We start from the raw sequence: 26,078 nt of genomic DNA, 5'->3' as shown, positions 1-26,078 counted from the left end.
TGAAAGGTGATTGAGCAACCGTGCTCGACGTGAACTTCTTCGATCAGCTCAAGATCGGTCTCGCGACCGCCGACGACATCCGCAACTGGTCCTTCGGTGAGGTCAAGAAGCCGGAGACGATCAACTACCGCACGCTCAAGCCTGAGCGTGACGGCCTCTTCTGCGAGAAGATCTTCGGTCCCACCCGGGACTGGGAGTGCTACTGCGGCAAGTACAAGCGCGTGCGCTTCAAGGGCATCATCTGCGAGCGCTGCGGCGTCGAGGTGACCCGCTCCAAGGTCCGGCGCGAGCGCATGGGCCACATCGAGCTCGCCGCCCCGGTCACGCACATCTGGTACTTCAAGGGTGTGCCCAGCCGGCTCGGCTACCTCCTCGACCTCGCCCCGAAGGACCTCGAGAAGGTCATCTACTTCGCGGCGTACATGATCACGCACGTCGACGACGAGGCGCGTCACCGCGACCTGTCCTCGCTCGAGGCGAAGATCGAGATGGAGCGTCAGCAGCTCGAGACCCGTCGCGACACCGAGGTCAACGAGCGCATGGCCAAGCTCGAGGAGGACCTCAAGGTCCTCGAGGGCGAGGGTGCCAAGGCCGACGCCAAGCGCAAGGTCAAGGACGCCGCCGAGCGTGAGGCCAAGCAGCGTCGTGACCGCGTCCAGCGCGAGATCGACCGTCTCAACGAGGTGTGGGACCGCTTCAAGAACCTCAAGGTCCAGGACCTCGAGGGCGACGAGCTCCTCTACCGCGAGATGACGTACCGCTTCGGCCAGTACTTCGAGGGCTACATGGGCGCCAAGGCGATCCAGAAGCGCCTGCAGTCCTTCGACCTCGACAACGAGGCCGTCCTGCTCCGCGAGATCATCGCCACCGGCAAGGGACAGAAGAAGACCCGTGCGCTCAAGCGCCTCAAGGTCGTCTCCGCGTTCCTCGGCAGCAACAACCACCCGTCGGGCATGGTCCTCGACGCCGTCCCGGTGATCCCGCCGGAGCTGCGTCCCATGGTCCAGCTCGACGGTGGCCGCTTCGCCACGTCGGACCTCAACGACCTCTACCGTCGTGTGATCAACCGGAACAACCGCCTCAAGCGTCTGCTCGACCTCGGTGCGCCCGAGATCATCGTGAACAACGAGAAGCGCATGCTGCAGGAGGCCGTCGACTCGCTGTTCGACAACGGCCGTCGCGGTCGTCCGGTCACCGGACCGGGCAACCGTCCGCTCAAGTCGATCTCCGACATGCTCAAGGGCAAGCAGGGTCGCTTCCGTCAGAACCTGCTCGGCAAGCGCGTCGACTACTCGGGCCGTTCGGTCATCGTCGTCGGCCCGCAGCTCAAGCTCCACCAGTGCGGTCTGCCCAAGCAGATGGCCATCGAGCTGTTCAAGCCGTTCGTCATGAAGCGTCTCGTCGACCTCAACCACGCGCAGAACATCAAGAGCGCCAAGCGCATGGTCGAGCGTGGCGTCCGCGCCGAGGTGTGGGACGTCCTCGAAGAGGTCATCACCGAGCACCCCGTGCTGCTCAACCGTGCACCCACCCTGCACCGTCTGGGCATCCAGGCGTTCGAGCCGCAGCTCATCGAGGGCAAGGCCATCCAGATCCACCCGCTCGTCTGCTCGGCCTTCAACGCCGACTTCGACGGTGACCAGATGGCCGTGCACCTGCCGCTGAGCGCCGAGGCGCAGGCCGAGGCCCGCATCCTCATGCTCTCGACGAACAACATCCTGAAGCCGTCCGACGGCCGTCCGGTCACCATGCCCACCCAGGACATGATCATCGGGCTCTACTCGCTGACGCTCGATCGCTCGGGCTACCTCGGCGAGGGTCGCGCGTTCAGCTCGGTCTCCGAGGCCGTCATGGCCTTCGACCGCAAGGAGATCCTGCTCCAGAGCAAGGTCAAGATCCGCGTCGTCGGAGCCGACGGCGAGACCACCACGATGGACACGACCCTCGGTCGAGCCATCTTCAACCAGGCGCTGCCGGAGGACTACCCCTTCGTCAACTTCCAGGTGGGCAAGAAGGAGCTCGGTGTCATCGTCAACGACCTCGCCGAGCGCTACTCCAAGGTCGACGTGGGCGTGGCCCTCGACGCCCTGAAGGACACCGGCTTCCACTGGGCCACGCGCTCGGGCGTCACCATCTCGATGGACGACGTCGTCTCGCCGGAGTCCAAGCCCGAGATCCTCGCCAAGTACGAGGGTCAGGCCGCCAAGGTGCAGCAGCAGTTCGACCGCGGTCTCATCACCGAGGACGAGCGTCGTCAGGAGCTCATCGAGATCTGGACCCAGGCCACGGCCGAGGTCGCGGAGGCGATGAACGCCAACTTCAACGAGGACAACCCCATCTACATGATGGTGAACTCCGGTGCTCGTGGAAACATGATGCAGCTGCGTCAGATCGCCGCCATGCGAGGCCTCGTGGCCAACCCCAAGGGCGAGATCATCCCGCGACCCATCAAGTCCAACTACCGCGAGGGCCTCTCGGTCGTCGAGTACTTCATCGCCACCCACGGTGCGCGCAAGGGACTCGCCGACACGGCTCTGCGCACGGCGGACTCGGGCTACCTGACGCGTCGACTCGTCGACGTCAGCCAGGACGTCATCATCCGCGAGGAGGACTGCGGCACCGAGCGCGGTCTGCTCAAGGTGATCGCCGACAAGCTGGACGACGGCACCCCGGTCAAGACGGTCAACGTCGAGACCTCGGCGTACTCGCGCTCGGCCTCGGTCGACATCGTGCACCCCGAGACTGGTGAGGTCCTCGTGCCCGCCGGTGGAGACCTCGGCGACGTCGAGATCGACCAGCTCGTCATCGCCGGCGTCGAGGAGATCCGTGTCCGCACGGTCCTCACGTGCGAGGCGGCTGCCGGCACGTGCGCCAAGTGCTACGGCCGCTCGCTGGCCACCGGCAAGCTCGTCGACATCGGTGAGGCGGTCGGCACCATCGCGGCCCAGTCCATCGGTGAGCCCGGCACGCAGCTCACGATGCGTACCTTCCACACCGGTGGTGTGGCCGGTGACGACATCACGCACGGTCTGCCGCGCGTCGTGGAGCTCTTCGAGGCCCGTCAGCCCAAGGGCAAGGCGCCCATCTCCGAGGTCGCCGGTCGCATCGCGATCGACGACACGGACAAGACGCGCAAGCTCGTCGTCACCCCCGACGACGGCTCGGAGGTCATCGAGTACCCGGTGACCAAGCGCTCGCGCCTGCTCATCGAGGACGGCCAGCACGTCGAGGTCGGCCAGCAGCTCACGCACGGCACCCGCGACCCGCAGGACGTCCTGCGGATCCTGGGCATCCGGCAGGCTCAGCAGCACCTCGTGGACGAGGTCCAGGAGGTCTACCGCAGCCAGGGCGTGGACATCCACGACAAGCACATCGAGATCATCGTGCGCCAGATGCTCCGTCGCGTGACGGTCATCGAGCAGGGTGACGCGAAGCTGATCCCCGGCGACCTCGCCGACCGCGCCATGTTCGAGGCCGAGAACCGCCGCGTCGTGGCCGAGGGCGGCACGCCGGCCTCCGGTCGTCCCGTGCTCATGGGCATCACCAAGGCCTCGCTGGCCGTCGAGTCGTGGCTGTCGGCAGCGTCGTTCCAGGAGACCACGCGTGTCCTGACCGATGCGGCCATCCACGGCAAGTCGGACTCGTTGCGCGGTCTGAAGGAGAACATCATCATCGGCAAGCTCATCCCGGCGGGTACCGGTCTCGACCGCTACCGCAACATCCGGGTCGAGCCCACGGAGGAGGCCCGCCAGGCCGCCTACGCCGTCACCGGGTACGAGTCGTACGACTACGGCTTCGGTGGCACGGACGCCGCCCCGGTCAAGCTCGACGACTACGACTTCACGTCGTTCGAGAGCTGATCTGAACCACTGACGGAGGGCCCGGAACCGCAAGGTTCCGGGCCCTTCGCCATGTCCGAGCTGGGGCGACCCCCATCCCTCATCGTTGGTGGGTGGGGGACGAACGATGAGGGCTTGTGGTCGTGGGGGCGACCCGAACACCTCATCGTTGGTGGGTGGGGGACGAACGATGAGGGCTTGTGGTCGTCGGGACGACCACAAACCCTCATCGCTGGTGGGTTTCGAACGAACGATGAGGGATGGTGGCTGCCAGGGCGACCCCAGCCCCTCATCGTTCGTCGTCCCCAGGGCGACCAGGTGGACCAGCGCGTTCCACAGGTGCCGAAGTCGGCCTGGTTCGCGAGCCGGGGCCCCGGTGTGCTGGGGACATGACTGTCCTTCGTGCCGCTGACGCTGCGGCTCAATCCTCCCGATCGTCCGTCCGGCATGCCATCGCGTCGGGTCGCTGGCAACGTCCGGCCCGCGGTGTCGTCGTCACGCACAACGGACCGCTCGACGCCGCCGAGCGGCGCTGGGTCAGTCTTCTGAGGTGTCCACCGAGGTCGGTCCTCGCCGGGGCCACCGCGCTGGAGCTCGCCGGCTTGAGGGGTTTCGAGTCGGACCTGACCTTTGTTGCCATCCCGGAAGGAGCCGACCGCCCGTCCGCAGACGGGCTGGTCACGCACTGGAGTACGCAGCTCGACTACCGCGACGTGCATCCGGCCCGCGAACCGGCCCGGACCCGACCGGCCCGTTCGCTCATCGACTTCTCCTCGTGGTGCGGCAACCAGCGCTATGCGCGGGCCGCTGTCATCGCCGCGTTCCAGCAACGACTTGTGACGGCTACTCAGATGCACGAAGCCCTGGACCGTCGAGGCCTGCCCAAGCGCAAGGGGATCGTCCGCGAGTCGGTCCTCGACGCAGAGGGCGGCATCCAGTCGTTGCCGGAGGCAGACTTCGACTCGCTGGTCGTCGTCGCGGGACTGCCCCGGCCCACGCGCCAGCGCCGGGTGCGCGGTGCCGACGGAACCTACTACCTCGACGCGTCCTGGGACCAGTACGGAGTCGCCGTCGAGATCCACGGCCTGCCGCACCACGGCATCATCAGCTGGAGCGACGACCTGCTCCGCGCCAACGAGATCGTGATCGACGGTCCGAGGCTGTTGATCTTCACGTCGTACGCCGTGCCGCACGAACCGGCCGTCGTGCTGGACCAGCTGGTCAGGGCACTGCGCGCCGCTGGGTGGAAGGGTTTCCCGAAACCCCTCGACCCGGTCGCCCTGCGCCGACGCACGATGAGGGGTTGAGGTCGCCTCCACGACCAAGACCCCTCGTCGTTCGTCCTGGGTCGACCAAGGATGAGGGGTTGGGGTCGCGGTGACGACCACGATCCCTCATCGTTCGTCACCACCGGGCATGGATGAGGGGTTGGGGTCGCGGTGACGACCACGATCCCTCATCGTTGGTCACCACTGGGCATGGATGAGGGGTTGGGGTCGCGGTGACGACCACGATCCCTCATCGTTGGTCACCACCGGGCAAGGATGAGGGGTTGGGGTCGCGGTGACGACCACGATCCCTCATCGTTCATCCGAGCAGGGGCTCGGCTACTTCGCGTCGGCGGCGGCCTTTTCGGGGGTCTTCTCCTCGGCGGGCTTCTCCGGGGGTGGGTCGGAGCGGAAGAGCCAGGTGAGGCGGGGCTCGAAGATCGGGCGGAACACCTTCGAGACGATCTGGGTCATGAGCAGGTTGGCCAGGACCACCGCGAGGGCCATGGTCACGATCACCGCCACGACGCCGTGGTCCGACGCCTTCTCGAACACCTCGAACTGGTACTGCAGGAACAGGATCACGTAGCCGTGCAGGAGGTAGCAGTAGAAGGTGCGGCCGCCCATGCGCGTGGTCCAGGACTTGCGGCGCGGGACGAGGGAGAGGGCCGCGAACGTGAGCACGAAGCCCAGCACGAGCAGCTCGGCGCGCTGCGTGATGCCCTCGAGGGCCGTGGCACCCAGCGGGTCCTCGTCATAGCGCTGCTTCCACAGCAGCCAGTCGGTGGTCCAGCCCGCGGAGTAGAAGTAGCACACCAGGAACGCCGTGCCGAGCACGACGGCCGACGCGATGCGGATCCGCAGGTCGGCCAGCTTGTCGAAGAGCTCGCGGTTCATGTGCATGCCCACGACGTAGAACGGCAGGAACCCGAGGATCTTGGGCAGCGCCAGCACGTTGGGCACCTCGATGAGGCCCACGAGCAGCGAGATCGCGATGGACGTCGTGATGGGGTACTTGAGTGCTCGCCAGATGGGGGTGGTGAGCCGCCACACGAAGAGGGCGGCCATGAACCAGCCGAGCCACTGGGGCGAGAGGATGCGCAGCGGGTCGGGCTCGCCGGTGTAGTGCTGCATGATGAGCTGCAGCGTGGTCTCGACGATGAGGTACGGCACCACGAGCGTGCTGACGATGCGTCGTACCTGGCGCGCGTCGCCCATGTATCGGCGCGCGGTGTAGCCCGAGATGAGGATGAAGAAGGGCATGTGGAACGTGTAGATCCACACGTAGACGCCGCGCGCGGAGTCCATGTCGGTGAACTGGGTGAGCGAGTGCCCGATGACGACGAGGAGCATGACCCAGTAGCGGGCGTTGTCGAGGTAGGCCACCCGCTCCTTGGGCGGAGACGTCATGACCGGCAGCGGCTGGAGGGCACTCATCGTGATTGACTCTAGTGGCACCACCTGGGCACCGCCTGAGACCTGGGGCACGGGCCGAGCAGAGGAGAAGCATGAGTGACGACCCCCGCGCGGTCGCGTCGCAGGTTCCCGAGGTCCACCGCACGCAGCGACTCGGCGCCTACGCGGTGGTGGTCCGGCGCGACGGCCACGGCGTGCCGCACCTGCTCCTGACCCGCATCTCCTCCATCGGGTACCCGCCGGGCTGGTGGGCACTGCCGGGCGGCGGGGTCGACCATGGTGAGTCCCCGCACGACGCCGTGGTGCGTGAGCTCCGCGAGGAGACCGGGCTCGTGGCGCGGAGCCAGCGGCTCGTCGACGTCCACTCGGTGCACGTCGTGGCCCAGGGGCGCGGCGACGCGTACGAGGACTACCACGGGGTCCATCTGCTCTACGCCGTCGAGGTCGAGGACGCAGACGCTCCGGGGGGTCCCGACGCGCTCCCGGAGCCGTTCGTCGTCGAGATCGACGGCACCACCGACCTGGCCCGCTGGATCAGGCTGGACACGCTGACCCCTGGAGGGTCAGACGCTCCGGGTGAGCTGCTCCCCGCCGTCGAGCACGCGCTCGCGAACCTGGCCGACTACGACGTCGCCCGCGGCGTGTAGAAGATCATCACGTAGCTGCCGCGCCCGCTCAGCACGAACGTCGCGGTGGCCGTGGCGCCGTTCTTGGCCGTCACGCGGTACGTCGTGCTGATCTCGTTGAGGTCCTCCACGACGTCCTTCACCGGGGTCCCCAGACGCTCCGTGTACTCCTGGGCGATGCTGTCGGCCACGCGGACGCGGTCGGTGGAGAGTGCCACGAACTGGGGACGGCGACCGCTGAGGATGGTGGTGGCCGTGGCCGGGACGGTCCAGCCATCGAGCTGCGGCGAGGAGATCGGTGCCGCGACGTCCATCCGGGGCCAGATGAGGCCCGAGGTGTCCTCACCCTTCACGTCCTGCGGCACGCTCGCGTCGTCGTCGTCGGAGGGGACCTGGCCGGCGCGAGGGTCGCCCACGTACTCGACCTTCACCGCCATGGAGGGGTTGAGCTGCGAGGCGACCCGGGCGGTCCGGGTGACGACGTCGCCGGGATCGACCGTGATGGTGATGCGGATGTCGCGGTCGCCCTCGGTGAGTCCGCGGGCCGTCACGTTGCAGGAGACGATGCGGGTGTCCTTGGCGGAGCAGAACTGGGCGAGGTCGTCGTCGGCGAGGTCGGCGCCGGGCAGGACGGCGTTGACCTGGGCGATCATGCGGCGCAGGACCTCGGTGGGCGAGCCGTCGATGCGCATGAGCGAGATGGTGACGTCGGGAGACGGCGGGTCCTCCAGGAGCGAGAAGGTGTCGTCGCTCGGCCGGGTCCCGGGCGTCTCGGACTCCGAAGGCGTGGGGGTGGGCACCGTGGTGCCGTCCTCCTCGGCCTGGTCCTGCAGCTTCTGCTGCTCGAGGGCCTCCTGCTTGGCGACGGCGACGTCGAGCTCAGGCTTGTAGGCCGCGATGAGCCGGTTGCTGCGGTACCGCACGAGAGGGCCGAGCTGCGTGGCGCCCTTGGGCACCTCGAGGCCGTAGAGGATGGGGCTCTGGGGTCCCGACTCGTGCTCCGAGACGTCGGCCGTGGCCGTGGAGCTGGGCGACGCCTGGGTGGGCGTCGGCGTGGCCTCTTCCTTCTCGCGCGTGTTGCAGCCGGCGGTGGCCACCAGCACGGTCGCGATGACGGCAGCCGTCGCTGCTCTCCTCATGCGTTCCCCTTCTCAAGAAAATCGGCGGTGGTCCCGTAGGGTCGGGCTCGGCGGGCGCCACACGTCTGCGCCATTCTCCCATCGAGTGCAACCCGACCAGCCCAGGAGGCCCCTGTGAACCGCCCACCGCAGACCCTCACGATGCCAGCCGATCCTGAGAGCGTCTTCACCTACGGTGCTCCAGGACTCAAGTTCGGCGTCGGCGCCCGGCACGAGCTGGCCTACGACCTGGCCCAGCTGGGAGCCCGTCGGGTCCTCGTCGTGACCGATCCGGGCGTCGCGGCCACGGGTCGCCCGGCCGAGCTCGTGGAGCTGCTCGCGGCCGGCGGCGTGGAGGCGGTCCTGTTCGACCGCGCCCGGGTGGAGCCCACCGACGCGAGCCTTCAGGAGGCCATCGACTTCGGCCGTGCGGCGGGCCACCTCGACGCCGTCGTGGCGATCGGCGGCGGCAGCGCCATCGACACCGCGAAGGCGGTCAACCTCCTCGTCACGAACGACGGCGAGCTCATGGACTACGTGAATGCTCCCGTGGGCCAGGGTCGCGCCCCCGAGAAGCCGCTGCTGCCGCTCGTCGCGCTGCCCACCACCACCGGCACCGGGTCGGAGAGCACCACCATCTGCGTCCTCGACGTCGTGAGCCAGCACGTCAAGACCGGCATCTCCCACCCGCGCCTGCGCCCGACGCTCGCCGTGGTGGATCCCGAGCTGACCCTCACCCAGCCCTCCCAGGTCACTGCCGCCTCGGGACTCGACATCCTCTGCCACGCACTCGAGAGCTACACCGCCCGCCCGTACGTGTCGTACGAGCACAAGTCGGCGGAGCAGCGCGTGCCGTACTGCGGTTCCAACCCCATCGCCGACCTCTGGTCGGAGAAGGCCCTGAGCCTCATGGCCGGCGCCTTCCGCACCGTGGTCCGTCAGGGCGACGACCTCGAGGCGCGCACCCAGGTGGCCCTGGCCGCGACGTTCGCCGGTCTGGGCTTCGGCAACGCCGGCGTCCACATCCCGCACGCCAACGCCTATCCCGTCGCCGGGCAGGTGCGCGAGTTCCGGCCCGAGGGCTACGGCCCCGACGGTGGCCCGGCCGACCACGCGATGGTGCCCCACGGCATGGCCGTCTCCCTCACGGCGCCCGAGGCGTTTCGCTTCACGTTCCCCGCCGACCCCGACCGCCACGTGCGAGCCGCGCAGCTGCTCGACCCCACGGCCGAGATGACCGACGACCCGGCCGACCTCCTGCCGCAGGTGCTGGCCTCGGTCATGCGCGACGTCGGCATCCCGTCGGGCCTGGCCGCCGTGGGCTTCACGTCCTCCGACGTCGACTCCCTCGTGGAGGGTGCGGTCAAGCAGCAGCGACTGCTCGCCACGGCACCGCTCGACGTCCGCGACGAGGACCTCGCCGCCATCCTCGACGCCTCGCTCGAGCTCTGGTGACGGCCCGGTGGCCGCTCCACGGGTGACGTCGGCCGACCGGGTCTTCCTCGAGCTCCGCGACGCCATCGTGTCCGGGCGTCTGGCAGCCGGCTCGCGGCACTCGATCTACCGGCTCGCCGAGGAGCTCGACGTCTCCCGCACGCCCGCCCGCGAGGCCGTGCTGCGCCTGGCCGACCTCGGCCTGGTGGTGGTGGAGAAGAACCGGGGCGTCGTGGTGGTGGGAGTCTCGCCGCAGGACGTGCTCGACGTCTTCGAGCTGCGGGTCCTGCTCGAGGTGCCGGCCGCGGCCCGTGCGGCCCGCGAGGCCACCCCTGAGCTCGCCGAGCGGCTCCGGGTGGGTCTCGACGCCATGCGGGCGGCCGCGGACGTCGGCGACGAGCAGGCCTTCACCGAGCACGACCGGGCACTGCACGGCTTCGTGGCCGCGGCCTCGGGCAACGTCCGTCTGGAGGAGGAGATCAGGCGTCTGCGTGGCTCCATCCAGGCACGCGGCGTCAGCACGATCGACACGTCCCGCTCCATCCATGCCGTGGCCGAGGAGCACGCTCCGCTCGTCGACGCGATCGCGCGGGGCGATGCCTCTGCCGCGGCCCGGGCGATGCTCGAGCACCTCCTGCACACCGCGGAGCTGCTGGCCCGGCAGGTGGGCGGGGGAGCGGAGCCCGACGCCGGCTGGCCCGATCGGGTGCGCGTCCTGGTGGGCGTCGAGTAGCATGCTACTCATGACGAGCGTCGTGAGCGAGACAGGGACCGTGGTGGCCGAGCTGCGTCGCCGAGGCGTCGGCGACGTCGACGACTCCAGCACCACGCGAGCGCTGTACAGCACCGACGCGTCGTTGTACCGGGTGGTGCCCGAGGTCGTGGTGCGCCCACGCGACGCCGACGAGGTGCTGGCCGTCATCGACGCGAGCCGCGCGACCGGTGTGCCGCTCACGTCCCGTGGAGCGGGCACGTCCATCGCGGGCAACGCCGTGGGACCGGGCATCGTCGTCGACTTCTCCAAGCACATGAACGTGGTCCACGCCGTCGACGCCGAGGCGCGGACCGCCCGGGTCGACCCCGGGGTGGTGCACTCGGTCCTGCAGCGCGCCGCCGCACCGCTCGGCCTGCGCTACGGCCCCGATCCGTCCACCCACACCCGCTGCACGGTCGCGGGCATGATCGGCAACAACGCGTGCGGGAACCGAGCGCTCGGCTACGGCCGCAGCGCCGACAACGTCGCGGCCATGGACGTCGCCACCGTGGCGGGGGAGCGGCTCCTCGTGGGCCGCGACCTCACGACCAGCTCACCCACGCTCGACGCGCTCCGCGGTGTCGTGGCCGGCGACCTCGGGACGGTGCGTACCGAGCTGGGCCGGTTCGGGCGCCAGGTCTCGGGCTACAGCCTCGAGCACCTCCTGCCCGAGCGCGGCTTCGACGTCGGCTCCTTCCTGGCCGGCACCGAGGGGACACTGGCCGTCACGCTGGGTGCCACGGTCGACCTGGTCCGCACGCCCGACCACATCCACCTCGTCGTGCTCGGCTATGCCTCCATGCCCGACGCGGCCGACGACGTCCCGACGATGCTCCCGTTCGGCCCGGTGGCCTGCGAGGGTCTCGGGGCACGGATCGTCGAGGTCTTCCGGGCCGCCAAGGGCGGCGCCGGTGTGCCCGAGTACCCGCAGGGCGGTGGCTTCCTCTACGTCGAGCTCGCGGGTGACGACCCGGCAGCGCTCGCGGCCGAGGCGGAGCGCGTGGTCCAGGCGTCGGCGTCGTTCGCCCACCGTCATGTGGTCGACCCGCGCGAGCAGGCCGCGTTCTGGCGGATCCGCGAGGAGGGTGCGGGTCTCGCGTCCCGCATCTGGGACCGCCCGGCCCTCTCGGGCTGGGAGGACGCCGCGGTGCCGCCCGCCGTGATCGGCGACTACCTGCGCGACTTCACCGCCCTCCTCGAGCAGCACGGCCTCAACGGTGAGCCCTTCGGCCACCTCGGCGACGGCTGCGTGCACGTGCGCATCGACTTCCCGCTCGACGAGCCCGGAGGCCACGCCACCTACCGCGAGTTCGTCACGGACGCGGCCCGCCTCACGGCCTCGCACGGAGGCTCGTTCTCCGGCGAGCACGGTGACGGCCGGGCCCGCTCCGAGCTGCTGCCGCTCATGTACTCGTCCGAGGCGATGAGCCTCTTCCAGCAGGTCAAGGGCGTCTTCGACCCCGACAACCTGCTCAACCCGGGCAACCTCGTGGACCCCGCTCCCATCGACGCCGACCTGCGGGGCAGCGGCCGCGGCTGGACCCCGGGCCTGCAGGGCACCCGCAAGGGGCTCCGCCTGCTCCACGACGACGGCGACCTCGGCCGGGCCGTGCACCGCTGCACCGGCGTCGGCAAGTGCCTCGCCGACAACAGCGCGTCCGGCGGCGTCATGTGCCCCTCGTTCCAGGCCACGCGCAACGAGAAGGACTCGACCCGCGGCCGGGCCCGCGTGCTCCAGGAGATGGTCGACGGACGCCTCGTGAAGGACGGCTTCCGGTCGCCGGAGGTCCACGAGGCCCTCGACCTCTGCCTCTCCTGCAAGGGCTGCCTGAGCGACTGCCCCACGGGCGTCGACATGGCCACGTACAAGTCCGAGGTGCTCCACCAGACCTACCGCGGCCGCCTTCGTCCTCGCAGCCACTACGTGCTCGGCAAGCTGCCCTTCTGGGCTCGGCTCACGTCGCCGGTCGCGGGGCTGGCCAACCTCGCCCTCAAGGTGCCAGGGCTGGCGCACGTCGCCCGGTGGGTGGCCGGCGTCGACCAGCGCCGCAGCCTGCCCTCCTTCGCGACCAAGCGCCTGGGCCGCGTGGTGCGGAGCCTTCGTCGGGCGCAGGGGGACGCGCCTGCCGAGGCACCGAACGGCACGGTGCTGCTGTGGTCCGACTCCTTCACCGAGTACTTCTCGACCGACGGGGGAGTGGCCGCGCTGCGGCTGCTCGAGTCCGCCGGCTACCACGTCGAGCTCCTCGACCGGCAGGCCTGCTGCGGCCTCACGTGGATCACCACCGGACAGCTGGACACGGCACGTGAGCTCATCGAGACGGCGGTCGCCGCGCTCCACCCCTACGTGGCCGCCGGGATCCCGGTCGTGGGCCTCGAGCCCTCGTGCCTCGCGGTGCTGCGCTCCGACGCGGTGGAGCTCACCGACGACGTCCGGGCCGTCGAGGTGGCTGCCGGCGTGAAGACGCTCGCCGAGCTGCTCGACGGGACCGAGGGCTGGGAGCCCCCGGACCTCACGGGGACCGAGGTCGTCGTGCAGCCGCACTGCCACCAGTCGTCGGTGCTGGGCTTCGAGGCGGACCTGTCCATCCTGCGGCGCTCCGGCGCCGACGTCACCCGTCTGTCCGGGTGCTGCGGACTGGCCGGCAACTTCGGCGTGGAGAAGGGCCACTACGAGGTCTCCCTCGCCGTGGCGGAGCAGCAGCTGCTCCCGGCCGTGCGAGCGGCCGGTCCCGACGCCGTCTTCCTCGCCGACGGGTTCTCGTGCCGCACGCAGCTCGACGACCTCACCGACGTGGTCCCGATCCACCTCGCCCAGCTGCTCGCGCAGGAGTCCAGATGACCGGGATCGACACGATGGACGAGCTCGCCACGACGATGGGCCGGTTCGCCGAGGCCCTCGACGGCGCCGACGAGACCGCCGACGTCCCCGCGTGCCCGGGCTGGACGGTGCGCGACCTGGCCGTCCACGTGGGCACGGTGCACCGCTGGGCCGCCGCCATCGTGCTGTCGGGCCAGCAGGTCCGCGAGCCCGAGCCGGTGGTCGTCGGTCCGCTCGCTCCCTGGTACGCGAGCTGCGCCACCGCCCTGCTGGGCGCCCTGCAGGCCGTCGAGCCGACCGAGCAGGTGCCCAACTTCTCGCGACTCGACGAGACCGCTGCGTTCTGGCCCCGCCGGCAGCTGCACGAGACCACGGTCCACCTCGCGGACCTGCTGCAGGCCACGGGCCACGGGACACCCGCGGTGCCGCCGGCCATCGCCGCCGACGGCGTCTCCGAGGTCCTCCGGACGTTCTTCGCGCGGCTCACGGGCCGCGGGATGCGTCCGGTGCTCACCGGCACCGTGCGGCTCGAGGCCACCGACACGGGCGACGTGTGGGCCCTCGGTCCCGGCGACGGTCACGAGCCCCCGCCGCTGCTGGACGCCTCCGCGCCGGCGGCGGCCACGGTCCGTGGGACGGCCTCCGACCTCTACCTCGGGATCTGGCGCCGCGTGCCCCACGACGTGCTGGTCGTGGACGGCTCGGCGGCCGAGGACCTCCTCGCCGGCCCGCTCACCGCCTGAGCCGGCTCAGAAGAGCTGCAGCGGCAGCGGCAGGCGAGGAAGGTCGAGCGCGTCGAGCCCGAGGGCGGGCAGGCTGACACCCGCGTACCGCAGCTCGGTCCGCAGGATGGCCACGCCGCCGGGCGCGAGCTCCTGAAGGATCTGCGGGTCGTTCGCAGCGTTGCTCGCCACGAGGGTGGCCGCGTCGGCGAAGGCCAGCTGGGCCGTGGCGGGGGACACGCCGCCGTCCACGAAGGCCACGGCGACGGCCTCGGTGAAGGCCTCGTCGTGTCCGTCGCGCACCGCGATGACGCCGCCGCCGTAGATGAGGTCGGCCAGGACCGCGGGCTGCGTGGCGAAGCCGCTCGACGCGATGAGGCGTGCAGCGCGAGGGCCGTCCCCCGCCCCGAGAGCGGTCTTGACGTCGTCGGTCGGGGAGGCGGACGCCGGGGCCGCGAGACCGAGCGAGAGCCCCGCCGAGGCGACGGCGAGGGCGAGCGAGCGAGGCAAGGCACGGGTCATGGAGGGCTCCGGTGTGGTCGGCGGTGTGCGCTCAACCTGACGGGTGCGGCCGGCGCGCGGACCGTGACCTCCGTCACGCCCGAGAGGTCCGCGTCGTGTGCCGACGAGGGGCCGTCGGGCCCGGTCCGGCCGGTTTTGACCGGCCCTGTTCCACCCGGTAGTCTTGGTAGCCGTGCCCGGAATCTCTGGGCCGCTGCACGCATCCCGCCCCTGCGCTTCATTTCCAGCGGTGAGTGCATCCAGAACTCAGACTTCGCAGTCCTGAAGAAAGAAGTATGTAGTGCCCACGATCAACCAGCTCGTTCGAAAGGGCCGCCAGTCCAAGGTGGTCAAGACGAACACACCCGCCCTCAAGGGCTCGCCGCAGCGCCGTGGTGTGTGCACCCGCGTGTACACCACCACCCCCAAGAAGCCGAACTCCGCGCTGCGAAAGGTTGCTCGTGTCCGCCTCTCCAGCGGCACCGAGGTCACCGCATACATCCCGGGTGAGGGCCACAACCTCCAGGAGCACTCCATCGTGCTCGTTCGTGGTGGTCGTGTGAAGGACCTCCCCGGTGTGCGCTACAAGATCGTCCGCGGCTCGCTCGACACGCAGGGTGTCAAGGGTCGCAAGCAGGCTCGCAGCCGTTACGGCGCGAAGAAGGAGAAGAGCTAATGCCTCGCAAGGGTCCGGCACCGAAGCGTGTCGTCGAGACCGATCCGGTCTACAGCAACCAGCTCGTCACCCAGCTGATCAACAAGATCCTGGTCGACGGCAAGAAGCAGACCGCTCAGCGCATCGTCTACTCCGCTCTCGAGGGAACTCGCGAGAAGTCCGGCACCGATCCGGTCATCACGCTCAAGCGCGCGCTCGACAACGTCAAGCCCAGCCTCGAGGTCAAGAGCCGCCGTGTCGGTGGCGCCACGTACCAGGTCCCGATCGAGGTCCGTGCCGAGCGCCAGACCACGCTCGCCCTCCGCTGGCTCGTCAAGTACTCGAGCGAGCGTCGTGAGAAGACCATGGCCGAGCGCCTGCAGAACGAGCTCCTCGACGCCAGCAACGGTCTCGGCGGCAGCGTCAAGAAGCGTGAGGACACGCACAAGATGGCCGAGGCCAACCGCGCCTTCGCCCACTACCGCTGGTGACCTGAGAACCCTCAGGACCCCGCACCACCCTCGACGTAAGGAACTAGGTAGCTCACTGTGGCAACCGACATCACGACGGACCTGACCCGCGTCCGCAACATCGGCATCATGGCGCACATCGATGCCGGCAAGACCACCACCACCGAGCGCATCCTCTTCTACACCGGTATCAACTACAAGATCGGTGAGGTGCACGACGGCGGCGCCACCATGGACTGGATGGAGCAGGAGCAGGAGCGTGGCATCACGATCACCTCTGCTGCCACCACGTGCTGGTGGAAGGACAACCAGATCAACATCATCGACACCCCGGGTCACGTCGACTTCACCGTCGAGGTGGAGCGCAACCTGCGCGTGCTCGACGGTGCGATCGCGGTCTTCGACGGTGTCGCGGGTGTCGAGCCCCAGTCCGAGAACGTGTGGCGTCAGGCCGACAAGTACGGCGTGCCGCGCATGTGCTTCGTCAACAAGCTCGACCGCACGGGCGCCTCGTTCGACTTCTGCGTGAAGACCATCCGTGAGCGCCTCGGCGCCACGGCCCTGGTCCTGCAGGTGCCGATCGGCGCCGAGGGCGACTTCATCGGCGTCGTCGACCTCGTCGGCATGCGTGCGCTCGTGTGGCGTGGCGAGACGGCCATCGGTGAGGACTACACGGTCGAGGAGATCCCGGCCGACATCGCCGACGAGGTCGCCGAGGCTCGCGAGCACATGCTCGAGACCCTGGCCGACGTCGACGACGACTTCGCCGAGCTGTACCTCGACGGTGCCGACCTCACGGTCGACATCATCAAGGCCGCGATCCGTCGCTCCACGCTCGACGCCAAGCTCAACCCGATCCTGTGCGGCACCGCGTTCAAGAACAAGGGCGTCCAGCCCCTGCTCGACGCGGTCATCGACTACCTGCCGTCGCCCATCGACGTCGGCGCCGTCACGGGTCTCGACCCGCGCGACGAGTCGATCACCGACACCCGCGAGCCCAGCGAGGACCAGCCGTTCGCGGCCCTGGCCTTCAAGATCGCGTCGGACCCGCACCTGGGCAAGCTCACGTACCTGCGCGTCTACTCCGGTCGCCTCGAGTCGGGCTCCACGGTCATCAACGTGACCAAGGGCCGCAAGGAGCGGATCGGCAAGATCTACCAGATGCACGCCAACAAGCGCGCTGAGATCGCGTCGGTCGGCGCCGGTCAGATCGTCGCCGTGATGGGCCTCAAGGACACCACCACGGGCGAGACCCTGGCGGATCCGCAGAAGCAGATCGTGCTCGAGTCCATGACGTTCCCCGACCCGGTCATCCAGGTCGCCATCGAGCCCAAGACCAAGAGCGACCAGGAGAAGCTCGGCGTCGCCATCCAGCGTCTCGCCGAGGAGGACCCGACGTTCCAGGTCCACACCGACGAGGAGACGGGTCAGACCATCATCGCCGGCATGGGCGAGCTGCACCTCGACATCCTCGTGGACCGCATGAAGCGCGAGTTCAACGTCGAGGCCAACGTCGGCAAGCCGCAGGTCGCGTACCGCGAGACCATCAAGCGCAAGGTCGAGAACGTCAGCTACACCCACAAGAAGCAGACGGGTGGCTCCGGCCAGTTCGCCAAGGTCATCATCAGCGTCGAGCCCACGGGCCCGCTGACCGGTGGCGAGGGTGGCTACGAGTTCGACAACGCCGTCTCCGGTGGCCGCGTGCCCCGCGAGTACATCCCGTCGGTCGACGCCGGAGCCCAGGACGCCATGCAGTTCGGCATCCTCGCCGGCTACCAGATGGTCGACGTCAAGGTCACGCTCGAGGACGGCGCGTACCACGACGTCGACTCCTCCGAGCTCGCGTTCAAGCTCGCCGGCTCGATGGCGTTCAAGGAGGCAGTGCGCAAGGCCGACCCGGTCCTGCTCGAGCCTGTCTTCGCCGTCGACGTCACCACGCCCGAGGACTACATGGGCGACGTGATCGGCGACCTCAACTCCCGTCGTGGCCAGGTCCAGGCCATGGAGGAGGGATACGGTGGCTCGAAGCTGATCAAGGCGATCGTGCCGCTCTCCGAGATGTTCGGGTACGTGGGCGACCTGCGGTCCAAGACCTCAGGCCGTGCGTCATACTCGATGCAGTTCGACTCTTACGCCGAGGTCCCCAAGGCCGTGGCGGAAGAGATCATCAAGAAGGCCCGCGGCGAGTAACCGTCGGAGTCATCGGTAAGGTGGCCTGCGGTCTCCCCAGCGGAGCCCACACGGCTTTCACACACAGACACAGCAACTCACAACCCAGAAGGAGCCCCAGTGGCTAAGGCGAAGTTCGAGCGGACCAAGCCGCACATGAACATCGGCACCATCGGTCACATCGACCACGGTAAGACGACGCTCACGGCGGCGATCACCAAGGTGCTGCACGACAAGTACCCCGATCTGAACGAGGCCTCGGCCTTCGACCAGATCGACAAGGCGCCCGAGGAGAAGCAGCGCGGCATCACGATCTCGATCTCGCACGTCGAGTACCAGACCGAGAACCGCCACTACGCGCACGTCGACTGCCCCGGTCACGCCGACTACGTCAAGAACATGATCACCGGCGCGGCTCAGATGGACGGCGCGATCCTCGTGGTCGCCGCCACCGACGGCCCGATGCCCCAGACGCGCGAGCACGTGCTGCTGGCCAAGCAGGTCGGCGTGCCGGCCATGGTCGTGGCGCTCAACAAGTGCGACATGGTCGATGACGAGGAGATCCTGGAGCTCGTCGAGCTCGAGGTCCGTGAGCTCCTGAGCGATCAGGACTTCGACGGCGACAACGTCCCCGTCGTCCAGGTGGCGGCCGTCCCGGCCCTCGCCGGTGACGAGAAGTGGGGCGCTTCGGTGCTCGAGCTCATGCAGGCCGTGGATGACTACATCCCCATGCCTCCCCGTGAGACCGAGAAGCCGTTCCTCATGCCCGTCGAGGACGTCTTCACGATCACCGGTCGTGGAACCGTCATCACCGGTCGTATCGAGCGCGGCATCGTCAAGGTCAACGAGACCGTCGACATCGTCGGCATCCGCGAGGAGAAGCAGACCACCACGGTCACGGGCATCGAGATGTTCCGCAAGCTCCTCGACGAGGGCCAGGCTGGTGAGAACGTGGGCCTCCTGCTCCGTGGCACCAAGCGTGAGGACGTCGAGCGCGGCATGGTCATCATCGCGCCCGGCTCCACGACGCCGCACACGGAGTTCGAGGGCCAGGTCTACATCCTGTCCAAGGAGGAGGGTGGCCGTCACACGCCGTTCTTCAACAACTACCGTCCGCAGTTCTACTTCCGCACGACGGACGTCACCGGCGTCGTCACGCTGCCCGAGGGCACCGAGATGGTCATGCCCGGCGACAACACCGAGATGAGCGTCCAGCTCATCCAGCCGATCGCCATGGACGAGGGCCTTCGGTTCGCCATCCGTGAGGGTGGTCGTACCGTCGGCGCCGGCCGTGTCACCAAGATCAACAAGTGATCTGACCTGACACAGCAGACCTGCTGAGCAAGACCCCTCGGACCTTCGGGTCCGGGGGGTCTTGTCGTCGGTGGGACCGCTCGTGCGAATGGTTGTCGTGGGCGTCCTCCTGCTGGACACGACGCTCGCCCGCGTGGGGCGCAGAGGTTAGGTTCTTCCCATGGGCCACGACCACGCACACGGGACGGGGGCCCAGCACCGGGGCCGTCTCCTCGTGGTGCTGGGACTCGCCGCCACGGTCTTCGTGGTCGAGATCGTCGTGGCGCTCAGCACCGGGAGCCTGGCGCTGCTGGCCGACGCCGGTCACGTGCTGGGCGACTCGGTCGGGATCGTCCTCGCGCTGGCCGCCATCACCGTCGCCCAGCGCGGCGGTCGGCCCGGCTCACGCCGCAGCTTCGGGTACCACCGCACCGAGGTGCTCGCGGCCGGCCTGAACGGCCTGCTCCTGCTCGGCCTGTGCGGGTGGATCGTCTGGACGGCCGTCGGTCGACTCGGCGAGCCCGTCGACCTCGAGGGTCTGCCGGTCCTCGTGGCCGGCCTCGTGGGACTTGCGGCGAACGTGGCCGGACTGGTCATCTTGCGCGACGGTGCGCAGGAGAGCCTCAACGTCCGGGGCGCCTACCTCGAGGTGGTGGGGGATGCGCTCGGGTCCGTCGCGGTGCTCGTGGCGGCCGGGGTCGTGCTGGTCACGGGCTGGCACCAGGCCGACGCCGTCGCGTCGCTCGTGATCGCCGCGATGATCGTCCCGCGAGCCGTCTCCCTGCTGCGTGAGGTCGTGGAGGTGCTGCTGGAGTCCACGCCCAAGGACGTCGACCTCGCGCAGCTGCGCGAGCACCTGCTCCGGGCCGACGGCGTGGTCGACGTCCACGACCTGCACGTCTGGACCATCACGTCGGGCATGCCGGTGATGAGTGCCCACATCGTGGTGGACGACTCGGTCGAGGGCATGGGGGAGGCCCACGCCGTCCTCGACCGTCTGCGTTCGTGCCTCGCAGACCACTTCGACGTGGAGCACTCGACGCTCCAGCTGGAGCCCCTCGGTCACGCCACGAGCGAGCAGCACCTGCACCACTGAGACGCCGCCGGAGCCGATTTGTGTTTGGGCCGCGATGTCTGTCAGACTAGTGCGGTTGCTCCGGCCGGTTTGCTGGGGCGCGATTCGTCCGGAACTCACGCCGGGTCAAACGAACGCGTCACGTGCGCTGGCCTGACTGCTGGAACCCCGCTGGGGCGCCGCGGTCCAACCACCCAACTTGAGAAGTGTTGACGCATGCGCGCGGTCCTGACCGCGACACGCCCGACCTCGGGGCTCGGTGGTGGAGCGAGCTGGAGCGGCTGACCGCTTCCGGTCACAGAAGCAGACGAGAGAAGGACGAGCAGAGCATGGCGGGACAGAAGATCCGTATCCGGCTCAAGGCCTACGACCACGAGGTCATTGACACCTCGGCGCGCAAGATCGTCGACACCGTCACCCGTACGGGTGCCTCGGTCGCCGGTCCTGTGCCCCTGCCGACGGAGAAGAACGTGTACTGCGTCATCCGTTCGCCCCACAAGTACAAGGACAGCCGCGAGCACTTCGAGATGCGCACCCACAAGCGGCTCATCGACATCATCGATCCCACGCCGAAGACGGTCGACTCGCTCATGCGACTCGACCTGCCGGCTGGCGTCGACATCGAGATCAAGCTCTGAGAGAGGAGTCCCGCAGCATGAGCACCGTCACCAACGCCACCACGCGCGGCCTCCTCGGTCGCAAGCTCGGCATGACCCAGGTCTGGGACGCGGACGGCAAGATCGTCCCCGTCACCGTCCTGGCGGCCGGCACCAACGTCGTCACGCAGATCCGCACGCGTGAGACCGACGGCTACAGCGCCGTCCAGATCGGCTTCGGCGAGATCGAGGGCCGCAAGGTCAACAAGCCCCAGACGGGTCACTTCGCGAAGGCCGGCACCACGCCGCGTCGTCACGTCGTGGAGATCCGCACCGAGGCCGTCGCCGACTTCACGCTCGGCCAGGAGATCTCGCCCGACATCTTCGCCGCCGGCGACATCGTCGACGTCACTGCGACCAGCAAGGGCAAGGGCTTCGCCGGCGTCATGAAGCGTCACGGCTTCGCCGGCGTCGGCGCCTCGCACGGCGCCCACCGCAACCACCGCAAGCCCGGCTCGATCGGTGGCTGCGCCACCCCGGGTCGCGTCTTCAAGGGTCTGCGCATGGCAGGCCACATGGGTGCTGAGACCGTCACCACCCAGAACGTCCGTGTCCACGCCGTCGACCTCGACAAGGGAGTCATCCTCGTCAAGGGCGCCGTCCCCGGCCCTAAGGGCGCCCTCGTGGTCGTCCGTAGCGCTTCCAAGAAGGGAGCCTGAGCACCATGGTGAAGACCATCGATGCTGCGCTGCCCGTCGACATCTTCGACGTGCAGACGAACATCCCCCTGATCCACCAGGTCGTCACGGCCCAGCTCGCTGCTGCCCGCCAGGGCACGCACGACACCAAGTCGCGCGGCGAGGTCCGCGGTGGCGGCAAGAAGCCGTACCGCCAGAAGGGCACCGGCCGCGCCCGCCAGGGCTCCATCCGCGCACCCCAGTACAACGGTGGTGGCGTCGTCCACGGCCCCACGCCGCGCAGCTACGACCAGCGCACGCCCAAGAAGATGAAGGCTGCCGCCCTGCGCGGTGCCCTGTCGGACCGGGCCCGCACGGGTCGCCTGCACGTCGTCGACACGCTCGTCGGCTCGGCCCCGTCCACCCGGACGGCCATCGAGTCGCTCGCCCAGGTCACGACCCGTCGTCGCATCCTCGTGGTCATCGACCGCGGTGACGACAACACGGTCAAGAGCCTGCGCAACATCCCCGAGCTCGTCCTGCTGACGTTCGACCAGCTGAACACCTACGACGTCGTCAAGGCCGACGACGTGGTCTTCACGCAGGCCGCGTTCGACGCGTTCGTCGCCGCGCGCTCCGCCGAGGGCACCGCCACGGTCGCGCTCAGCAAGGCCGTCACCGAGGCGGACGAGGCTCCGGCCAAGGCCGCCAAGAAGGCGCCCGCAGCCAAGAAGGCCCCGGCCAAGAAGGCTGCTGCGCCCAAGGCCGAGAAGGCCGAGGCCGCTCCGGTCGAGGCTGCTCCCGCCGCGGAGGCCCCCAAGGCCACCGCGACGCAGCCCTACGGCCCCGGGTCCAAGGCCCCGCTCAAGAGCGGCAACGCTCCCAAGGGCCACGAGATCAAGGGCAACGAGGACTCCATGAAGTTCCACACGCCCGACAGCCCCTGGTACGACCAGACGGTCGCCGAGGTCTGGTTCGACACCGAGGAGTCGGCGCAGGCTGCCGGCTTCGAGAAGGCAGGAGAGGGCGCATGAGCACCCTGCAGAAGGACCCGCGCGACATCCTGATCGCGCCGGTCGTGAGCGAGAAGAGCTACAGCCTCCTCGACGACAACAAGTACACCTTCGTGGTGCACCCCGACGCCAACAAGACGGAGATCAAGATCGCCGTCGAGAACATCTTCGGCGTCAAGGTCACCGCTGTGAACACGATGAACCGCAAGGGCAAGACGCGTCGCACGCGTAATGGCCTGGGCAAGCGCAAGGACACCAAGCGCGCCATCGTGAGCGTGGCGGCCGGCCAGAGCATCGACATCTTCTCGAGCCCGAGCTGAGGGACTGACTAGACATGGCAATCCGCAAGTACAAGCCGACCACGCCGGGCCGTCGCGGCTCCAGCGTCGCCGACTTCGCCGAGATCACTCGCACGACGCCTGAGAAGTCGCTCGTGGAGCCGCTGCCCAAGAAGGGCGGCCGCAACAACCAGGGACGCATCACCACGCGTCACCAGGGTGGCGGTCACAAGCGCGCCTACCGCATCATCGACTTCCGTCGGGCCGACAAGGACGGGATCCCCGCCAAGGTCGCTCACATCGAGTACGACCCCAACCGCACGGCACGCATCGCGCTGCTGCACTACGCGGACGGCGAGAAGCGCTACATCATCGCACCCGAGGGCCTGAAGCAGGGCATGACGGTCGAGTCCGGTGTGGGCGCCGACATCAAGCCCGGCAACAACCTGCCGCTGCGCAACATCCCCGTGGGCACCACGATCCACGGCATCGAGCTGCGTCCCGGCGGTGGCGCCAAGATGGGCCGTTCCGCCGGGGTCAAGACCCAGCTCGTCGCCAAGGAAGGCACGCGCGCACAGCTGCGTCTGCCCTCGGGCGAGATGCGCTACGTCGACGTCCGCTGCCGCGCCAGCATCGGCGAGGTCGGCAACGCCGAGCAGTCCAACATCAACTGGGGCAAGGCCGGCCGCAACCGCTGGAAGGGCAAGCGCCCGACCGTCCGTGGTGTGGCCATGAACCCGATCGACCACCCGCACGGCGGTGGCGAGGGCAAGACCTCCGGTGGTCGCCACCCGGTCAGCCCGTGGGGCAAGCCCGAGGGCCGCACGCGCAAGCGCAAGGCCAGTGACCAGATGATCGTCCGTCGCCGCAAGTCCGGCCGCTGAGTCCTCGAAGGAATCTAGAATATGCCTCGTAGTTTGAAGAAGGGCCCGTTCGTCGACGGGCACCTCGAGAAGAAGGTCGACGCGCAGAACGCCGCCGAGACCCACACCGTGATCAAGACGTGGTCGCGTCGCTCGATGATCCTGCCGTCCTTCATCGGACACACGATCGCCGTGCACGACGGCCGCAAGCACGTGCCGGTGTTCGTCACCGACGCGATGGTGGGTCACAAGCTGGGCGAGTTCGCCCCGACCCGCACCTTCCGTGGTCACGAGAAGGACGATCGAAAGGCGAAGCGTCGATGAGCGCCACCACCCGTGAGAACGTCAGCGCGCGCCGCGAGCGCCTGCTCGGCGACCGTCCCGGCTCCTTCGCCGTGGCGCGCTTCGTGCGCGTCACGCCGCAGAAGTCGCGCCGCGTCGGCGACCTGGTCCGTGGCCGCAGCGTCGAGGAAGCCCTCGCGATCCTGCAGTTCGCGCCGCAGGCCGTCGCCGAGAACTTTTACAAGCTCGTCGACTCCGCGGCGTCCAACGCCGAGGTCACCGAGGGTCTCGACCGCAGCAGCCTCGTCATCACGACCGTCCAGGTCGACGAGGGACCGACCATGAAGCGTTGGCGCCCCCGCGCCAAGGGTGCGGCCAACCGCATCCTCAAGCGCAGCAGCCACCTGACCGTCGTCGTCGAGCCGGTCGCCAACACCGCGAAGGGCGGGAACTGAACATGGGTCAGAAGATCAACCCGCACGGCTTCCGACTCGGCATCTCCACCGATCACAAGAGCCGCTGGTACGCGGACAAGCTGTACAGCAGCTACGTCGGTGAGGACGTCAAGATCCGCAAGCTCCTGACCAAGGGCATGGACCGCGCCGGCATCAGCCGCGTGGAGATCGAGCGCACGCGTGACCGCGTCCGCGTCGACATCCACACCGCGCGTCCGGGCATCGTCATCGGCCGCCGTGGCGCCGAGGCCGACCGCATCCGCGGCGACCTCGAGAAGCTCACCGGCAAGCAGGTGCAGCTCAACATCCTCGAGGTCAAGCAGCCCGAGATGGATGCCCAGCTCGTCGCCCAGGGTGTCGCCGAGCAGCTCAGCGGTCGTGTGCAGTTCCGCCGCGCCATGCGCAAGGCCATGCAGACGACGATGCGTTCCGGTGCCAAGGGCATCCGGATCCAGTGCTCGGGCCGCCTCGGTGGCGCCGAGATGAGCCGCTCGGAGTTCTACCGCGAGGGTCGCGTCCCGCTGCACACGCTGCGCGCCGACGTCGACTACGGCTTCTACGAGGCCAAGACCACCTTCGGCCGCATCGGCGTGAAGGTCTGGATCTACAAGGGCGAGGTCGCGGGCACCCGCGCCGAGCGCGAGGCCGAGGCGGCCAAGCGTGCGGCGGCTCCCGGCGCCCGTCGTCCCCAGCGCGGGGGCCGTGACGGCGCCCGTCGTCCCGCCCGCGACGCCGCTCCCGCGGCCGAGCAGGCCACCGCACCTGCCGCTGAGGCGCCCGCCGAGGCCGTCGCAGCTGCTGCTCCCGCCGAAGGAGGCGAGAACTGATGCTGATGCCGCGAAGGGTCAAGTACCGCAAGCAGCACCACCCCAACCGCCGTGGCATGGCCAAGGGCGGCACGACGCTCGCCTTCGGCGACTTCGGTCTCCAGGCTGTCGAGGGTCACTACGTGACCAACCGACAGATCGAGTCCGCTCGTATCGCCATGACGCGTCACATGAAGCGTGGCGGCAAGGTCTGGATCAACATCTACCCGGACCGCCCCCTCACCAAGAAGCCCGCCGAGACCCGCATGGGTTCAGGCAAGGGCTCGCCCGAGTGGTGGGTCGCCAACGTCAAGCCCGGACGCGTCATGTTCGAGCTGTCCGGTGTGACCGAGGAGGTGGCCCGCGAGGCCATGCGCCTCGCGATCCACAAGCTGCCCATGAAGGCGCGCTTCATCTCGCGCGAGACTGAGGGGGGCATCTGATCATGGCTGCCACTGAAACTGCCGCAGAGCTGCGAGGACTGGGCGCCGAGGCGCTCGAGGAGAAGCTGCGCGAGGCCAAGGAAGAGCTGTTCAACCTGCGTTTCCAGAACGCGACCGGACAGCTCGACAACACGGCCCGTCTGAAGACGGTCCGCCGCGAGATCGCTCGCATCTACACGGTCCTCCGTGAGCGCGAGCTCGGGATCGTCGAGGCGGACGCATGAGCGAGAAGGAAGAGAACGTGACGGAACGTACCGCGCGCAAGGTCCGTGAGGGCCTCGTCGTGAGCGACAAGATGGACAAGACCGTCGTGGTCAACGTCGAGGACCGTGTCAAGCACGGCCGCTACGGCAAGGTCCTGCGTCGCAACGTGAAGCTCCAGGCCCACGACGAGCAGAACGAGGCCGGCACCGGCGACCGCGTCCTGATCATGGAGACCCGACCGCTGTCAGCCACGAAGCGCTGGCGCCTGGTCGAGGTTCTCGAGAAGGCGAAGTGAGAGAC

General features: G+C 68.8%; 26 protein-coding genes. 23 read left to right on the top strand and 3 right to left on the bottom strand.

Annotated features, from left to right (window positions below; translation table 11 throughout):
• Window positions 1-20: 20 nt before the first annotated feature.
• Window positions 21-3,860 carry a DNA-directed RNA polymerase subunit beta' gene (locus ASD11_RS11600; RefSeq protein ID WP_056287311.1) on the top strand — a complete coding sequence of 1,280 codons (3,840 nt, stop codon included), beginning with the start codon at window positions 21-23 and terminating at the stop codon, window positions 3,858-3,860.
• A 368-nt stretch (window positions 3,861-4,228) separates the two neighbouring features.
• Window positions 4,229-5,146: a hypothetical protein gene (locus ASD11_RS18155; RefSeq protein ID WP_156464694.1), complete on the top strand. Its 918-nt coding sequence runs from the start codon at window positions 4,229-4,231 to the stop codon at window positions 5,144-5,146.
• A 300-nt stretch (window positions 5,147-5,446) separates the two neighbouring features.
• Here the strand turns inward: ASD11_RS18155 and ASD11_RS11590 are convergent, their stop codons facing one another.
• The gene (locus ASD11_RS11590) at window positions 5,447-6,544 is read right to left on the bottom strand and encodes an acyltransferase family protein (protein WP_082554313.1); all 1,098 of its coding nucleotides are present in this window, start codon (window positions 6,542-6,544) and stop codon (window positions 5,447-5,449) included.
• 71 nt (window positions 6,545-6,615) lie between these two features.
• On the opposite strand from ASD11_RS11590, the gene ASD11_RS11585 reads away from it, so the two are divergent.
• Window positions 6,616-7,170: an NUDIX hydrolase gene (locus tag ASD11_RS11585; protein ID WP_056287304.1), complete on the top strand. Its 555-nt coding sequence runs from the start codon at window positions 6,616-6,618 to the stop codon at window positions 7,168-7,170.
• On the opposite strand, the gene ASD11_RS11580 is transcribed toward ASD11_RS11585, so the two are convergent.
• Window positions 7,146-8,288, bottom strand: a complete 1,143-nt coding sequence (locus ASD11_RS11580) for a hypothetical protein (RefSeq protein WP_156464693.1) — start codon at window positions 8,286-8,288, stop codon at window positions 7,146-7,148. The two genes, ASD11_RS11585 and ASD11_RS11580, sit on opposite strands and share 25 nt — an antisense overlap.
• 141 nt (window positions 8,289-8,429) lie before the next feature.
• Here ASD11_RS11580 and ASD11_RS11575 point away from each other — a divergent pair, with 141 nt between their 5' ends.
• From ASD11_RS11575 to ASD11_RS11560, 4 genes are read left to right on the top strand one after another with little or no spacing between them, the layout of a single operon-like run.
• Window positions 8,430-9,722 (top strand): hydroxyacid-oxoacid transhydrogenase, encoded by a 1,293-nt coding sequence (locus tag ASD11_RS11575; RefSeq protein WP_056288794.1) that lies wholly within the window; start codon window positions 8,430-8,432, stop codon window positions 9,720-9,722.
• Between the two features lie 22 nt (window positions 9,723-9,744).
• The gene (locus ASD11_RS11570; protein ID WP_056287299.1) at window positions 9,745-10,434 is read left to right on the top strand and encodes a GntR family transcriptional regulator; all 690 of its coding nucleotides are present in this window, start codon (window positions 9,745-9,747) and stop codon (window positions 10,432-10,434) included.
• Window position 10,435: 1 nt separating this feature from the next.
• Window positions 10,436-13,297, top strand: a complete 2,862-nt coding sequence (locus ASD11_RS11565; RefSeq protein WP_056287297.1) for an FAD-binding and (Fe-S)-binding domain-containing protein — start codon at window positions 10,436-10,438, stop codon at window positions 13,295-13,297.
• Window positions 13,294-14,019: a maleylpyruvate isomerase family mycothiol-dependent enzyme gene (locus ASD11_RS11560; RefSeq protein ID WP_056287294.1), complete on the top strand. Its 726-nt coding sequence runs from the start codon at window positions 13,294-13,296 to the stop codon at window positions 14,017-14,019. The genes ASD11_RS11565 and ASD11_RS11560 overlap by 4 nt, the downstream gene beginning before the upstream one ends.
• A gap of 6 nt (window positions 14,020-14,025) precedes the next feature.
• Here the strand turns inward: ASD11_RS11560 and ASD11_RS11555 are convergent, their stop codons facing one another.
• The gene (locus ASD11_RS11555; RefSeq protein WP_056287292.1) at window positions 14,026-14,520 is read right to left on the bottom strand and encodes a hypothetical protein; all 495 of its coding nucleotides are present in this window, start codon (window positions 14,518-14,520) and stop codon (window positions 14,026-14,028) included.
• 280 nt (window positions 14,521-14,800) lie between these two features.
• Here ASD11_RS11555 and rpsL point away from each other — a divergent pair, with 280 nt between their 5' ends.
• From rpsL to rpsQ, 16 genes are all read left to right on the top strand, one after another.
• Window positions 14,801-15,175, top strand: a complete 375-nt coding sequence (gene rpsL, locus ASD11_RS11550) for a 30S ribosomal protein S12 (RefSeq protein WP_056287289.1) — start codon at window positions 14,801-14,803, stop codon at window positions 15,173-15,175.
• Window positions 15,175-15,645 carry a 30S ribosomal protein S7 gene (gene rpsG, locus ASD11_RS11545; protein ID WP_056287286.1) on the top strand — a complete coding sequence of 157 codons (471 nt, stop codon included), beginning with the start codon at window positions 15,175-15,177 and terminating at the stop codon, window positions 15,643-15,645. Before rpsL ends, rpsG begins: the two co-directional genes overlap by 1 nt.
• 57 nt (window positions 15,646-15,702) lie before the next feature.
• Window positions 15,703-17,814: an elongation factor G gene (gene fusA / locus ASD11_RS11540; protein WP_056287284.1), complete on the top strand. Its 2,112-nt coding sequence runs from the start codon at window positions 15,703-15,705 to the stop codon at window positions 17,812-17,814.
• A gap of 99 nt (window positions 17,815-17,913) precedes the next feature.
• Window positions 17,914-19,107 carry an elongation factor Tu gene (tuf, locus tag ASD11_RS11535; protein ID WP_056287283.1) on the top strand — a complete coding sequence of 398 codons (1,194 nt, stop codon included), beginning with the start codon at window positions 17,914-17,916 and terminating at the stop codon, window positions 19,105-19,107.
• A 160-nt stretch (window positions 19,108-19,267) separates the two neighbouring features.
• A complete protein-coding gene (locus ASD11_RS11530) occupies window positions 19,268-20,182 on the top strand; it encodes a cation diffusion facilitator family transporter (RefSeq protein WP_056287282.1) in 915 nt (304 codons plus the stop codon).
• A 308-nt stretch (window positions 20,183-20,490) separates the two neighbouring features.
• Window positions 20,491-20,799 (top strand): 30S ribosomal protein S10, encoded by a 309-nt coding sequence (gene rpsJ / locus ASD11_RS11525; RefSeq protein ID WP_055964267.1) that lies wholly within the window; start codon window positions 20,491-20,493, stop codon window positions 20,797-20,799.
• Window positions 20,800-20,816: 17 nt separating this feature from the next.
• Window positions 20,817-21,476: a 50S ribosomal protein L3 gene (gene rplC / locus ASD11_RS11520; RefSeq protein WP_056287279.1), complete on the top strand. Its 660-nt coding sequence runs from the start codon at window positions 20,817-20,819 to the stop codon at window positions 21,474-21,476.
• 5 nt (window positions 21,477-21,481) lie between these two features.
• Window positions 21,482-22,468: a 50S ribosomal protein L4, sunset domain variant gene (gene rplD, locus ASD11_RS11515; protein ID WP_056287278.1), complete on the top strand. Its 987-nt coding sequence runs from the start codon at window positions 21,482-21,484 to the stop codon at window positions 22,466-22,468.
• Window positions 22,465-22,767: a 50S ribosomal protein L23 gene (gene rplW, locus ASD11_RS11510; RefSeq protein WP_056287276.1), complete on the top strand. Its 303-nt coding sequence runs from the start codon at window positions 22,465-22,467 to the stop codon at window positions 22,765-22,767. The genes rplD and rplW overlap by 4 nt, the downstream gene beginning before the upstream one ends.
• Window positions 22,768-22,781: 14 nt before the next feature.
• Window positions 22,782-23,609, top strand: a complete 828-nt coding sequence (rplB, locus tag ASD11_RS11505; protein ID WP_056287273.1) for a 50S ribosomal protein L2 — start codon at window positions 22,782-22,784, stop codon at window positions 23,607-23,609.
• A gap of 21 nt (window positions 23,610-23,630) precedes the next feature.
• Window positions 23,631-23,912, top strand: a complete 282-nt coding sequence (gene rpsS / locus ASD11_RS11500) for a 30S ribosomal protein S19 (RefSeq protein ID WP_056287271.1) — start codon at window positions 23,631-23,633, stop codon at window positions 23,910-23,912.
• Window positions 23,909-24,325 (top strand): 50S ribosomal protein L22, encoded by a 417-nt coding sequence (rplV, locus tag ASD11_RS11495; protein ID WP_082554311.1) that lies wholly within the window; start codon window positions 23,909-23,911, stop codon window positions 24,323-24,325. The genes rpsS and rplV overlap by 4 nt, the downstream gene beginning before the upstream one ends.
• A 2-nt stretch (window positions 24,326-24,327) precedes the next feature.
• A complete protein-coding gene (gene rpsC / locus ASD11_RS11490; RefSeq protein ID WP_056287267.1) occupies window positions 24,328-25,152 on the top strand; it encodes a 30S ribosomal protein S3 in 825 nt (274 codons plus the stop codon).
• Window positions 25,152-25,574, top strand: a complete 423-nt coding sequence (gene rplP / locus ASD11_RS11485) for a 50S ribosomal protein L16 (protein WP_056287266.1) — start codon at window positions 25,152-25,154, stop codon at window positions 25,572-25,574. Before rpsC ends, rplP begins: the two co-directional genes overlap by 1 nt.
• 2 nt (window positions 25,575-25,576) lie before the next feature.
• Window positions 25,577-25,798, top strand: a complete 222-nt coding sequence (gene rpmC / locus ASD11_RS11480) for a 50S ribosomal protein L29 (protein ID WP_056287263.1) — start codon at window positions 25,577-25,579, stop codon at window positions 25,796-25,798.
• Window positions 25,795-26,073, top strand: a complete 279-nt coding sequence (rpsQ, locus tag ASD11_RS11475; RefSeq protein ID WP_056287262.1) for a 30S ribosomal protein S17 — start codon at window positions 25,795-25,797, stop codon at window positions 26,071-26,073. The genes rpmC and rpsQ overlap by 4 nt, the downstream gene beginning before the upstream one ends.
• The last annotated feature ends 5 nt before the right edge of the window (window positions 26,074-26,078 follow it).

The sequence above is a fragment of the Aeromicrobium sp. Root495 genome (genome assembly GCF_001426755.1).
Lineage (GTDB): Bacteria > Actinomycetota > Actinomycetes > Propionibacteriales > Nocardioidaceae > Aeromicrobium.
This window is presented reverse-complemented; position numbering and strand designations above follow the sequence as displayed.